The sequence below is a fragment of the Chryseobacterium ureilyticum genome (assembly GCF_900156735.1).
Taxonomy (GTDB): domain Bacteria; phylum Bacteroidota; class Bacteroidia; order Flavobacteriales; family Weeksellaceae; genus Chryseobacterium; species Chryseobacterium ureilyticum.
Genome location: NZ_FTOL01000002.1, coordinates 708,448 through 722,681 on the forward strand (window position 1 = coordinate 708,448; position 14,234 = coordinate 722,681).

The 14,234-nt window shown below is 35.7% G+C and carries 11 protein-coding genes; 7 read left to right on the forward strand and 4 right to left on the reverse strand.

Annotated features, from left to right (window positions below; all coding sequences use genetic code 11):
• Positions 1-22 precede the first annotated feature (22 nt).
• From BW983_RS09450 to BW983_RS09470, 5 genes are all read left to right on the forward strand, one after another.
• A complete protein-coding gene (locus BW983_RS09450; RefSeq protein ID WP_076551712.1) occupies positions 23-3,418 on the forward strand; it encodes a T9SS type B sorting domain-containing protein in 3,396 nt (1,131 codons plus the stop codon).
• Positions 3,419-3,592: 174 nt separating this feature from the next.
• Positions 3,593-4,387 (forward strand): hypothetical protein, encoded by a 795-nt coding sequence (locus BW983_RS09455; protein WP_076551713.1) that lies wholly within the window; start codon positions 3,593-3,595, stop codon positions 4,385-4,387.
• Positions 4,388-4,624: 237 nt separating this feature from the next.
• Complete coding sequence (locus tag BW983_RS09460; RefSeq protein ID WP_076551714.1) at positions 4,625-5,398, forward strand: DUF6759 domain-containing protein; 774 nt, start codon at positions 4,625-4,627, stop codon at positions 5,396-5,398.
• A 100-nt stretch (positions 5,399-5,498) separates the two neighbouring features.
• Entirely contained in the window at positions 5,499-6,176 is a 678-nt protein-coding gene (trmB, locus tag BW983_RS09465) for a tRNA (guanosine(46)-N7)-methyltransferase TrmB (RefSeq protein WP_065395359.1), read from the forward strand.
• 44 nt (positions 6,177-6,220) lie between these two features.
• The gene (locus BW983_RS09470; protein WP_076551715.1) at positions 6,221-6,664 is read left to right on the forward strand and encodes a DUF6759 domain-containing protein; all 444 of its coding nucleotides are present in this window, start codon (positions 6,221-6,223) and stop codon (positions 6,662-6,664) included.
• A 199-nt stretch (positions 6,665-6,863) separates the two neighbouring features.
• Here BW983_RS09470 and rpsB read toward each other — a convergent pair whose 3' ends face one another.
• The 3 genes from rpsB to rplM all read right to left on the reverse strand — a co-directional run bounded on the left by rpsB (position 6,864) and on the right by rplM (position 8,681).
• The gene (gene rpsB, locus BW983_RS09475) at positions 6,864-7,625 is read right to left on the reverse strand and encodes a 30S ribosomal protein S2 (RefSeq protein WP_045501217.1); all 762 of its coding nucleotides are present in this window, start codon (positions 7,623-7,625) and stop codon (positions 6,864-6,866) included.
• Positions 7,626-7,832: 207 nt separating this feature from the next.
• Complete coding sequence (rpsI, locus tag BW983_RS09480) at positions 7,833-8,219, reverse strand: 30S ribosomal protein S9 (RefSeq protein WP_047373582.1); 387 nt, start codon at positions 8,217-8,219, stop codon at positions 7,833-7,835.
• Between the two features lie 6 nt (positions 8,220-8,225).
• Positions 8,226-8,681, reverse strand: coding sequence for a 50S ribosomal protein L13 (rplM, locus tag BW983_RS09485; protein WP_027375420.1), 456 nt, complete (start codon positions 8,679-8,681; stop codon positions 8,226-8,228).
• 415 nt (positions 8,682-9,096) lie between these two features.
• Between rplM and BW983_RS09490 the strand changes: the two genes are divergently transcribed.
• A complete protein-coding gene (locus tag BW983_RS09490; protein WP_076551716.1) occupies positions 9,097-10,197 on the forward strand; it encodes a DUF3667 domain-containing protein in 1,101 nt (366 codons plus the stop codon).
• A gap of 38 nt (positions 10,198-10,235) precedes the next feature.
• Here BW983_RS09490 and BW983_RS09495 read toward each other — a convergent pair whose 3' ends face one another.
• Positions 10,236-10,568, reverse strand: coding sequence for a hypothetical protein (locus BW983_RS09495; protein ID WP_076551717.1), 333 nt, complete (start codon positions 10,566-10,568; stop codon positions 10,236-10,238).
• 256 nt (positions 10,569-10,824) lie between these two features.
• Here BW983_RS09495 and BW983_RS09500 point away from each other — a divergent pair, with 256 nt between their 5' ends.
• Positions 10,825-14,172, forward strand: a complete 3,348-nt coding sequence (locus BW983_RS09500; RefSeq protein WP_076551718.1) for a methylmalonyl-CoA mutase family protein — start codon at positions 10,825-10,827, stop codon at positions 14,170-14,172.
• Positions 14,173-14,234 lie beyond the last annotated feature (62 nt).

The following is a 14,234-nucleotide window of genomic DNA, read 5'->3' on the forward strand; positions in this document are numbered from 1 at the left end:
TTGTGACAAATACCATCACTGAATGAAGAAATTTCTATCTTTTTTACTATTATTTTATTTTTTCTCCTCTACATTCGCTCAATTGGATAGAGAACATTGGTTTGCTCCAATGGTAGATAGGTCCGGTGCCCCCAATCCTTATCAGAAACTTTACCTTTCTACCAGCAGAACCACTCCGTTTCCTGTAAGTATTTATAACAATAATGTACTGATTGGAACCGTCAATATCAGTAAAAATAACCCTCAGAAATTTGACGTTTTAAGAAATTATATAATCACAACTCAACAAACCGATTTGTTTACTCCCACAACGAAAGGTTTATACTTAAAGGCAGAGTTTCCTTTTTATGCTAACTTAAGATTTTCTGTATTTAATCATGCTGAAATCATTACGTCTAAAGGAATTCCTTCTACAGGAAATAATTTCTTTGCTGCATCCGCTCCCATTTCAGTAAGTTATGACATTCTTAATTTCATGACCAGTGTTCTGGCTACGGAAAACAATACTACAGTAACTATTACAGGCTACAGTCCTTCAGTTCAGTTTTCAAATGGCACAACCGGAGCTACTAATCCTACAATAACCTTTACTTTAAACAAAGGGCAATCCTATATCATAGACGGGATCGGAAATATCGCCGGAAACTTTGATGGATTTATCGGAGCAAAAATTACCGCAAATAAACCTGTAAATGTCACCAACGGAAACTTTAATGGTCAATATGCCGGAAATTTCTCTACCAGCTCAGATATTTTAATGGATCAAGCTGTACCTGTAAACAGATTGGGAAATGAATTCGCCCTTGTAAAAGGTAACGGAAACATCGGCGCGAATATGGAAGGTGCCGTCGTTATTGCTACAGAAGACAATACTCAAATTTATGTAAATAATGAAATATTACCCGTTGCCACCATTAATACCGGAAAATATTTTGTAATTCCTGACACCAAGTACAGCAATCAGGGAGGAGGTCACTTTAATTTATATATTAAAACATCTAAAAATGCTTATGTTTATCAGCTCTTAGCAGGAGGATCCAATACAGGAAATGAAGTTGCTACCGGAGGATTTAATTTTATTCCTGCTCTGAACTGTTATCTACCCAAGCAGATTAATGAACTAGGTTTTATTGATGAAAACTTTGTTCTTTCAAACGGAAACCCTACAGGAATTCTTAATATTCCTACCAAACTTAATCTTATCACTGAAAGAGGTGCCATCGTTAAAGTAAACGGAATAGATCCTCCTCCTTCCAGTGGTCCTTATAACATGACAGGAACAACGAATTGGGTAACCTATGGAATACCGAATACTACCGGGACAATAACCATCACTTCTACCAAAGCAATCACAGGAGGAATTACCGCTGGGAGTGATGCGGTAGGCTATGGAGGTTTTTTCGCCGGTTTCCCTACACAACCTGTCATTTTAAAATCAGGTGGAGATTGTGCCCCAGGAATAGAGCTTACAGTGGATCCTATTATTTACGATACTTACCAATGGTACAGAAACGGAATACTCATCAACGGAGCTACCGGATCATCCATCAGCCCTACACAATCCGGATACTATACCTGCTCTGTAACTATGGGAAGCTGTGCACCTTTGGTAACTGAACGATACAAAGTACTAAATTGTACCAAATTAACAAATACCGCTTATAATGTCTGTAACACACAAGTTATTACTCCAAGTTTCAGTAATTCAACACAAACACCAGTAATAAATACTATTGCAATTACAACTCCACCCACATCAGGTACTGCTGTAATTAATCCAGCTACCGGAGCAATTACCTATACCGTAAATACACCAGGCGTAACAGGGAATGATACATTTACTTATACTTTCTGTGGGAACGATCCTGACTTCCCTGATTGTGAAACTGTAACAGTAAATATTAATATTACAGCAATTGCTGTGACGAATGCAACCTTATCTGCCTGTGATATCAATGGACAAGGAACATTCAACTTAACAACTGCAAATGTAACTTCTGCCTCTCCTGTTACCATCACTTATTATCCAACACTAGCCGATGCCCAAACAGAGAATCCTGCAACATTAATCACTGGTAATACCTCTTATACCGCACCTAATGGGACGATCATTTATGCCGTAGTAAAAAATAGTCTTGGATGTAAAAGTATTGCACAGATAACCCTTTCTCTTTATAATAAAGCCATAGTTGTTGATAATTACACTGGAACATTTTGTGATGACAACCTTGATGGAATAGTAGAAATTACATTGTCTAATTTAACGCCCATTGTCCTGAATAATCCTACTTATTTTACAGTAAGATACTATCAGGATATAACCAATGCCAATGCCGGAAATAACAATACTCTCCCTAATAACTGGAGCTACACAGCACCTACGACAATTTACATCAGAGTAGATTCTCCTGATGGATGCGCAACAGTAATCAAACCTTTACAGCTTAGTATCGGACCGAGAGTTCCTTTATTAACAAGAGCTGTAACTCAAAGTGTATGTGATGATGATTTAGATGGTCTAAAGTCTGTAAACCTTACACAATTTATCCCTCAGTTTACATTAGACCCTGGTGTAACATATACATTTCATGAAAGTCTTGCCAATGCACGAAACAATATCAGCCCAATTGCACCAACAGTAAATATTACAAACTCTCAGACATTCTATGTCCGTTTTGAAAAAAATGGTATCTGTCCGGAAGTTGAATCTATTAAAATTAATATTAAAATTCCTAAAAAATCAGATGTGTTAATAGATCAGAGCATCTGCCCTAAAGCAACCACTAAACTGGATGCAGGACCTGGATTTGATAAATACTTATGGAGTACCGGAGCCACCACACCTTCTATCAATAATGTTCCCGCAGGAAGTTATTGGGTAGAGCTTACCTCTAATGGCTGTACTTACAAGCAATTTGTGAATGTTACAGAATATCAGCTGCCCGTAATCAGCTCCATTGAAATTGATGGCACAACAGTAAAAATAGGCGTAACCGGTGGTAATCCTCCTTATGAATATTCCCTTGATGGCGTAATATGGCAAACCTCAAATATTTTCAATAATGTTCCGAGGGGAGCTCACGAGGTTTTCGTTAGAGATTCTAAACTGTGTGCAGAAGTAAAAAAAGAATTTGCTATTATTAATCTTATCAATACTATTACACCTAATGGTGACGGTCGTAATGAAGCTATAGATTACTCTGCTTTAATGGCAAACGACAACCTTGTCTTCAGAATTTTTGACAGATATGGAGCAGAAATTTTCAGAGGAAGCAGAGACAACAGATATACCTGGGACGGAAGAGTGGGTGGAAGATATGTTCCTACTGCCACTTATTGGTATTTCATTAGCTGGACAGAGTTTGGATCTACAGTTTCCGTGAAGTATTCCAGTTGGCTACTGGTAAGGCACCGATAAAGGATAAGGCTGGAATACTATTTTATTTCAGCCTTATTCTTTATATTTTTAACTTCCATAAACTTTTATAACACTCATTAACAAATTAATGCTAAAGTTTAATATAACTTTAACCACTATTGTTCATCTAAATAAGCACAAATTGCTGTAATTCTATGTAATTTTGCCAATTATATGAAGAAACTGTTTACTCTGTTGTTATTGATTTTTCTTACAAAAATCAGTGCTCAAACATACTCTGGAGAGGTATTCTTAAGAGATAATTCAATCCTGTATCTTAATCAGGTATATGTTACCAACCTGAACACTCAAAAGACTGTTCTTACTGACTATAACGGCAATTTCACCGTTCCTGCAAACCCTGGGGACGTTATCCGATTTACATCTATTGTCACTGAAAGAAAAGATATAAAACTGACTCCACAATTGATGGAACAGAAAAACCTGGTAGAACTTAAGATTGCCTATTATGAAATTCAGGAAATTGTACTCAGCAGATTCAAACCTACCGGAAACCTTAGATATGATGTTAACTCACTCAGAAAAGAGGATAAAGGACTTGCTATCAAAAAGGTTATTGGACTTCCTCAACCTAAAGGTGACGGAACTTCACCGGAACTTCCTGTTGCCGGATTAAGGGATGGCGGACTTACTTTAAGCCTCGAAAGTATTTATGATGTACTTTCCGGGGAAAGAAAGAAAAAGCAACGTTATCTTGCCTATGAAAGAATGAACAACTCTGTTACCCAGATTAAAAACTATCTTGGTAAAGATTATTTTACAAGATTTAAAATCCCTGAAAATCTGATAGATAACTTCCTGCAATTCGTTTATAGCTCAGAAAACATTGAGGCTTATGTGCTTGCCGGAAATTTTGAAGCGATAAAAATTCCTATTGAAAAATATCTCCCGATTTACCAGAGAAGATTAAGGAATTCTCATCTTCAGGAAATTGTTGACAGTAAATAATTCCACAAATATTTATATATAAAAAATCCATGTATATACATGGATTTTTTTGTTGCATAATAATAATTACTTAAACTTTAGCAAATACTTTTAGTGAATATTCAAAAATATGCGTAAATTTATATCACAATCAAGTGTTTAAAATAAAAACAATACTATTTCGTTATCATAGAAAAAGACTAATAGACCTAAACACAGATTAAGAAAAGTACACCATTTTTAACTTAATATTTATTAATGAAAAGAATACTTTTACTTATTGCCTCAGTCCTGTTTTTTAGTCTGTCTGCCCAAAAAAGAGGGAAAGACTATAGTGATATTATCAAAAGTAATAATATCTATGAAATCAATGCTTTCCTGAGAGATGCCCATCCCGATGATCCAAGGCGTTCTGTACTGAAACCAAGGGTAATGGAACTGATGAAAGAGTATATCAAAAATGCTCATCCGGCAGACCAGAAAGTAAAAGATATGCAGGAAATGCTTGCTTTATTACGAAGAAGACCCTCTACAAAGATTACTTTTGATGAAATGAATGCGATCATCAAGCAAAAACAGATCGCAAAATACAAAGCCGAGCTAGCTGCCAAACAATCAACCACGGTATACACTCCCAGTAATGCCCAGAATACATTTGTTGTAAATACAGCTTCAAATGCTGCTATTCCCAATGCAGAAGCCGAAGAATTCAATATGCTAATGAATATATCTCCGATTGAGCATCAGAATAAAACGGTAAAAATTCTTAATTCCTTATTTGACAATGATCCTAATGCAAAAGAATGTATTGTAATGATCCAGAATCAATCCGACTGTAATATTATCGTAAGAATGGAAGGTGTAGGAACAACCAAATATAGACTTGCCATTCCTGCTCACAGTGACAACTCAATTGTTATTGAGAAAGGACAATACCTTTTTAACAGTTTAGTTTGCGGTGCACAGTATGCTTCACAAAAAACCATTCAAGCAGCTATTATGGTAGCACTCGGAAGTACAACAGCAAAATAATCAAATCAATATAATATTTTCAGCATTGGTCTTTTAGTTTTAAAAGCCCTTAATTCTATGTAAATTTTAGTATTTTTGCAGTCATTTTATAAATGACTCAATGGGCAAGAATAAATTAGCAAGATTTGCAGAAAACAAGATACTACCAAATGTAATTCAACCTACAAGGGAAGATGCTTTAGAAGGTTTTGAATTGAAAGGAAAATGGAGAGATAATTTCTTCAAAAATGATAATCCTATCGTTCTTGAATTAGGTTGTGGTAAAGGAGAATATTCTGTAGGATTGGCAAAAACGTTCCCTGAAAAGAACTTTATCGGGGTTGACATTAAAGGAGCAAGATTTTGGTTTGGAGCTAAGGAAGCTGTGGACAACAATATGAACAATGTGGCGTTTTTAAGAACACAGATTGAGCTTGTTGATTATTTCTTTGCAGAAAATGAAGTGGATGAAATCTGGATTACTTTTCCAGATCCACAAATTAAATATAAAAGAACAAAACATAGATTAACTCACCCTGATTTCCTAAACAGGTATAAAAAGTTTCTTAAACCAGGAGGGATTGTACATTTAAAAACAGATTCAGAGTTTCTTCATGGCTACACTTTAGGATATTTACAGGGAGCCGGATATGAGATCATTTCTGCTCACCATGATATCTATGGAGCACCAGAATATGATCCTAACACGGAGCATTTGAGAGACATCAAAACATATTATGAAGAACTGTTCTCTTCCAAAGGCAAAACAATTACTTATATCAAATTCCGTATCAACTAATGAACTGATTCAGTTTATTATCTAACAAGGAAAAATAAAACGGTATGAAAAAGCTATTCATTCTCGCAGGAGTATCACTGATTCTTACCAGCTGTAATGTGAATTACGGTGGTTACCCTATAAGGAATCCTTATCCTACCAATAATCGTGGTAATGCCGGTAATGCTGCCAATGCGGAAAGAGAATATAATGAGCTTATCAAAACTTATAAGCCGGAGACCGCAGATGTTTTGAATGATCTACTTAATGATGATGATCCCGGTAATCCCCGAACCTCAATTTCTGTGGAAAATAAGTCACGTTGTAACATGGTACTGACAGTAAGTGGAAATAATTTCTTTAAAAAGATTCCTATAGGTTCAGGAAAAATAGGATATACAATGGTTCCTAAAAATCAAAACTATAGGTTGTCCGGAATGCTTTGTAATTCATCTTATCAATCTACAAAGTTTATTACCAGTTCATACTCAATAAAGCTTACCAATTAAAATAAAAAACCCACAGAATATACTGTGGGTTTTCTTTTTCAGAAGTTACACGGTCAATGGCAATGTTTATTTTATTAATAATACTTATAAACCATTAATATCTGACATCGTAAAAGACAATGCTTAAATTCATTTCGTATAAACAAAAAAACGCTGGACCGAAATCCAGCGTTTTTCCTATATTAAAGAAAATCTTTAATTATTCTGCATCGAAATCAGCATCTGTATCAGCAGACACCTTTTCTCCTTCTTCTTTAGATTTTTCTTTATCAGCTTTTCTTTGAGACTGACCTTCTTTGATAGAATCAGAAACAATGCTTAAGATCATATCGATAGATTTAGAAGCATCATCGTTTCCTGGGATAACGAAATCTACTTTTCTAGGATCAGAGTTTGTATCAACGATACCGAAAACTGGAATACCAAGTTTCTTAGCTTCAGTTACCGCGATGTGCTCTCTTAAGATATCAACTACAAAAATTGCAGAAGGAAGTCTAACCATGTCAGAGATAGAACCTAAGTTTTTCTCTAAGTTAGCTCTTTGTCTGTCAACTTGTAATCTTTCTTTTTTAGATAAAGTTTCGAACGTACCGTCTTTTTTCATTTTGTCGATAGAGTTCATCTTCTTTACCGCCTTTCTGATAGTAACGAAGTTCGTTAACATACCTCCAGGCCATCTTTCTGTAATATAAGGCATATTAAGTTCAGAAGCGTGTTTTGCAACAACTTCTTTCGCTTGCTTCTTAGTAGCTACGAAAAGAACTTTTTTACCTGCAGAAGTTAATTTTTCTAAAGCGCTGCACGCTTCATCTAATTTAACTGCTGTTTTATGTAAGTCTACAATGTGAATACCGTTCTTCTCCATAAAAATGTATGGAGCCATATTTGGATTCCACTTTCTAGTCATGTGACCGAAGTGTACGCCAGCCTCTAAAAGGTCTTTTACATTTGCTTTTGCCATGTTTTCTGTTTTTGTTAGTTTACTTTCCGTTTTTTAAACAATCAACAACTTCTTTAGATGGGAGAAGCGTTTGGATGCTAAACGTAACGGGCAATGGGCGGTCTGCTTATTGCTTTTGGCAATGGGCTTTTCGCCGAGATTAAGTTTAAATAAAATGTAGTACATTTCTGTAGCCAATAGCCGATAGCCATTCGCCAACAGCAAATCTTAACGTTTTGAGAATTGGAATCTCTTTCTTGCTTTTTTCTGACCTGGCTTCTTTCTTTCCACCATTCTTGCGTCTCTTGTAAGTAAACCAGCTGGCTTTAATGCTAATCTGAACTCAGCGTTGATTTCGCATAAAGCTCTTGAAATACCTAATCTGATAGCCTCTGCCTGACCTGTATTTCCACCACCGAATACGTTTACGGTAACGTCATACTGACCAACAGTCTCAGAAAGGATGAACGGTTGGTTTAATTTGTAAACCATCACGTCTGTAGAGAAATATTCTTTAGCATCTTTACCGTTTACTGTAATGTTTCCAGAACCTGGTCTTACATAAACTCTTGCTACAGAAGTTTTTCTTCTTCCGATTTTGTGAACTATAGACATAATTAATTATTTAAATTCGTTAACATTAATTGTTTTAGGCTGTTGAGCTTCATGTTTGTGCTCAGTTCCTTCATATAAATAAAGGTTCTTAAGGATAGCAGCTCCTAATCTGTTTTTAGGTAACATACCTTTTACAGACTTCTCTAATACCTTTAAAGAATCTTTCTTTTGAAGTTCAGCCGCAGTCATAGACTTCTGTCCACCAGGGTATCCTGTATGCCAGATATAAGTCTTATCAGCCCACTTGTTTCCGGAAAGTGTAATTTTCCCAGCATTCAAAACGATTACGTTATCACCACAATCTACGTGAGGTGTAAAGTTCGTTTTGTGCTTACCTCTCAAAATCTTTGCAACCGTAGAAGCTAGTCTTCCTAACGGCTGTCCTTCAGCGTCTACCACAACCCATTCTTTATTAGCAGTAGCTTTGTTCGCTGAAACAGTTTTGTAACTTAATGTATTCACACGTTTTAGTTAAAGATTAAACATAATTTACCCCTAAAAGGGTGTGCAAAGGTACAAATTATTTTCGTAACCCAAAAACATATTTCATTTAATCTATATAATATCTGCTATTCAGCCTTCTACCATTAGATTTTAACACTTTTTATATTTTGGCATAAATCTTGTAAATTGTTGTTGCGATGAAAAAAAACGCTTAGATGATTCTAAGAACACAAATATGATAAAGCAAGAGTTTATTCCCTCAACTCTTTCTTTATTACATTCCCCCCCTTACCATTTCTCTTTTATATTTATTCTTAAAAAAGATGTATCTCAATAATACATTTTATATTTATATTAATAATTTCTTCAAAAAGCTATTAACATCTTTATTTATTTCATGAAATAATTATCTTTGTCGCAGAAGAAACTACCCATGAGTCACGGAAAAATTAGAGACGATAAAACCTGTCTGAACTGCGGACACCACGTTGAAGAAAGATTCTGCCCCCATTGCGGACAGGAAAACACTGAAAGGCGACAACCTTTCTATTTTCTTTTTACCCATTTCATTGAAGATTTTACCCATTACGACGGGCAGTTTTGGGGAACAGTAAAAAATTTATTATTTAAGCCAGGTAAACTCACAAATACTTATCTTGAAGGAAAGAGACAAATATTTGTACCTCCTGTAAAGCTTTATATTTTTGTCAGCTTTATCACATTTTTTGTATTTGCGCTGTTTCCTATGGTAAATATAGGATCCAGTGATAAACATAATGAAAAACAAGGCGAGACGGGTCTTGTAAAAATTATGAAACCTATTAAAGCTATTGGAGGAACACAGAAAATAATAGATAGTATAAAAGCTAAAAAAATACTGACTGAAGAAGATTCTCTTGCTATTGAAAAGCTAAAAATGGTTCCTGATTCTGCCGAAGTAGAAAAAATACTGGACATGGACCGAACAATAGATTCCGGTGACGGAAACTATAAATCAAAAAAATCCTACGATTCAGCTAAGGCTAAAAATCCAGGATTCTTAGATTTTGTTGAAAGACCTATTATTCATAAATACTTCGAGCTTAAGGATCATGGCATTACTAAAAAGGAACTTTTAAGCAATATGATAGAAAAATCTTTTCACAATCTGCCTAAAGCTCTATTCATCTATCTCCCTTTATTTGCATTCTTTTTATGGGTATTTCATAATAAGAAGAAATGGTGGTATTTTGATCATGGAATTTTCACCCTGCATTACTTCTCTTTCTTATTACTTATTATTTTATTTATATTCCTGTTTGGAAAACTTACAAAACTAACAGAAATTAAATCCCTTAATGCTCTTCTCTACTTCGTAATGACTATCATTACAATCTACAGTATGGGATATTTCTTTATTGCTCATCGACGGGTTTACCGCTCACATGGGCTGGTAAGCATTATAGTCGGGATCATATTATTTGCTATAAACTTCTTTGCATTCATGTTTTTACTTGCAGGGCTCGCGCTGGTAAGTTTTATGATGCTCCACTAAAATAAAAAAGCTGTCAGATAATGACAGCTTTTTTTATTTTATTTTCTTAATGACTTCGTTGCCCTGAAACTTGCAATCACATAATAGGCTACAAATACCATTGAAAACTTCAGTATAGATGGAATAGCCAGCTCAAGTTTAAAAATTAAAGTTCCTATAAAAACAAGAATAGCCATTACTATAAAAGACAATCCCAGCTTTTTAGGCAGTGTAATATCCGGAGTATCCAAATAATAAGCAATACCCCATGCTGCACCAAAGGCAACAGCATAATAAACCTCCAGAGCTATACTCTCTGAACTTATAAAGAAATAATTGATAAGGAAACTTACAACGGTTCCTAACGCGAAATATATTAGAGCTTTTTGCATGTCTGTAAAATATGGTGCAAAAATAAAGATTTTAATTCTAGTAATTACCGACCTGTTGATTTCTAAACAAAATCCGACAATTCTTTTTAATTCTGTAACTACCGAACCTTAGCACTTTGAAATCATTAAACATAAAATTGGAGATATTTTATTAAATAACCCAATATAAAACAATGATAATCAATACCATAAAATCAAACACAAGGTTCTTTTTTTATTATTATATTTGAAAACTTAGAAACTTTCTAGAATTTTTATGGAAACCCAAAAATATACTCCAACCAACAAGGTAAGAATCGTAACAGCTGCCTCATTATTTGACGGACATGATGCTGCGATCAATATTATGCGTCGTGTCATTCAGGGAACTGGATGTGAAGTTATTCACCTAGGACATGATAAATCAGCAGAAGAAGTTGTAAACACAGCTATTCAGGAAGATGCAAATGCTATTGCTTTAACATCCTATCAAGGGGGTCACAATGAATATTTCAAATATATCTATGACCTTTTGAGAGAAAAAAACTCACCACAGATTAAAATTTTCGGCGGCGGCGGAGGTGTAATTCTTCCGGAGGAGATCAAAGATTTAATGTCTTATGGAATTGACAGGATCTATTCTCCAGACGATGGTCGTGAGCTTGGTCTTCAGGGAATGATTGATGATTTGGTACACAGATCAGACTTCGCTACTGGAAAAGATGTTACAGCAGAAGACCTGGATGCAATCAGCTTTGAAAATTCAACAAGTATTGCAAGAATCATTTCTGCAGTTGAAAACTTTTCTGATGAAAAACCCGAATTGGTAAAAGCTATTGACGAGAAATCAAAAGATTTAAATATTCCGATCATTGGTATTACAGGAACCGGGGGTGCCGGAAAATCATCTTTAACGGATGAATTGGTAAGACGTTTCCTACGTGCCAATACTGATAAAAAGATTGCAATCATCTCTATTGACCCTTCTAAAAAGAAAACAGGAGGAGCTTTATTGGGAGACAGAATCCGTATGAATGCCATCAACGACCCTAGAGTTTATATGCGCTCTATGGCAACCAGAGAAAACAACGTTTCCGTTTCTCCGTTCATCCATTCTGCTTTGAATGTATTGAAACTGGCTCATCCTGACGTGATCATTCTTGAGACTTCAGGTATTGGACAATCTGGATCAGAAGTTTCTGACTTTGCTGATGTTTCCATGTATGTAATGACTCCTGAATATGGTGCTTCTACACAGCTGGAAAAAATCGACATGTTAGATTATGCAGATTTGGTTGCTTTAAATAAGTCTGACAAACGTGGGGCTCTCGATGCACTTCAGGCGGTAAGAAAGCAATTCCAGAGAAACCACCTTTTATGGGAAAGTCCATTGGAAGACATGCCGGTATATGCTACAAAAGCATCTCAGTTTAATGACCACGGAACAACGGAGCTTTACAACAGATTAGTTTCAAAAGTAAATGACAAGTTCGCAGATTTAGGGCTTAAAACTTTCGTTGAACAGGAGATCACTGATGAAGTAACTATTATTCCTCCGAAAAGAGTTCGTTACCTTTCCGAAATCGTTGAAAACAACAAACAATACGATGCAAATGTTGAAAAACAAGCTGTATTAGCAAGAACAATGTATCATATTGAAGGTGTAAAAAATATTCTTTCCAATGAAGCTTTAGATAACGAATATCAAAAGGCAGAAAAAGAACTTCAGCAAGAAAATATCGATTTCTTACAAACATGGGATGATACGAAAAAAGCTTTTCAAGCAGAGTTTTATTCTTATTTTGTAAGAGGAAAAGAAATTAAGGTAGAGACTTCAACAGAATCTTTATCTCACTTAAGAATTCCAAAAATAGCATTACCAAAATACAACGACTGGGGTGATCTGATCAAATGGAAAGGACAGGAAAACCTTCCGGGAAGTTTCCCTTACACAGCAGGAATTTATCCGTTCAAGAGAACTGGTGAAGATCCAACAAGGATGTTTGCGGGAGAAGGAGGTCCGGAAAGAACCAACAGAAGATTCCACTATGTATCTGCTGAAATGCCTGCAAAACGTTTATCTACAGCTTTTGACTCAGTAACATTATATGGACAGGATCCAGCTTTACCACCGGATATCTATGGTAAGATTGGAAATGCCGGAGTTTCCATTGCAACTTTGGATGATGCCAAAAAATTATATTCAGGTTTTGACTTGGTAAATGCGTTGACATCTGTTTCAATGACCATCAATGGTCCTGCTCCAATGCTATTGGCTTTCTTTATGAATGCAGCTATCGATCAGAATGTTGAAAAATACATTAAGGAAAACGGTTTAGAGGCTAAAGTTGAAGCTAAGCTTAAAGAAAAATTCGATAACAAAGGTTTGGAAAGACCTAAATATAACGGAGAACTTCCTCCTTCCAATAACGGTTTAGGATTACAGCTTTTAGGCTTAACAGGAGACGAAATAATCCCTGCAGAGGTATATGCTGAAATTAAAGCTAAAACCATTGCTACCGTTCGTGGTACTGTTCAGGCTGATATTTTAAAAGAAGACCAGGCTCAGAATACCTGTATCTTCTCTACGGAATTTGCCTTAAGATTAATGGGTGACGTTCAGGAATATTTCATCAAAGAAAAAGTAAGAAACTTCTACTCTGTTTCTATTTCCGGATACCATATTGCCGAAGCAGGTGCTAATCCTGTTTCCCAGCTTGCTTTCACATTGGCAAACGGTTTCACTTACGTGGAATATTATTTGTCAAGAGGAATGGACATCAATGATTTTGCTCCAAACTTATCATTCTTCTTCTCTAATGGTATTGATCCTGAATATTCAGTAATCGGACGTGTGGCAAGAAGAATCTGGGCTAAAGCAATGAAATTGAAATACGGAGCAGACGAAAGAAGCCAGATGTTGAAATACCATATCCAGACTTCAGGACGTTCTCTTCACGCTCAGGAAATTGATTTCAACGATATCAGAACTACACTTCAGGCGCTTTATGCGATCTATGATAACTGTAATTCACTTCACACCAACGCTTACGATGAAGCGATTACTACACCTACAGAACAATCTGTAAGAAGAGCAATGGCAATCCAGTTAATCATCAACAAAGAATTAGGTCTTGCTAAAAATGAAAACCCACTTCAGGGATCATTCATTATTGAAGAGCTTACGGATCTTGTAGAAGAAGCTGTATATGCAGAGTTCGATAGAATCACGGAAAGAGGTGGTGTATTGGGAGCAATGGAAACCATGTACCAGCGTTCTAAGATTCAGGAAGAATCTATGCATTACGAATGGTTGAAACATACTGGTGAATATCCAATCATCGGGGTAAATACTTTCTTAGGAAAAGATGGTTCTCCAACTGTACTTCCGGGAGAGGTTATCCGTTCTACTGAAGAAGAAAAACAGGCACAGATTGAATCCCTTCATAATTTCCAGAAAGCTAATGACGAAAAATCTGAGGATGCTCTGAGAAAACTTCAGCATGCTGCCATCAACCAACAAAACTTATTCGAAGTGATGATTGACGCTGTAAAATTCTGCTCTTTAGGACAAATCACCAACGCTTTATTTGAAGTAGGTGGTAAATACAGAAGAAATATGTAAGTCTTCTCATTAATACTTACAAAAATCATATACCAAAACCTCAAGGATTTCTTTGAGGTTTT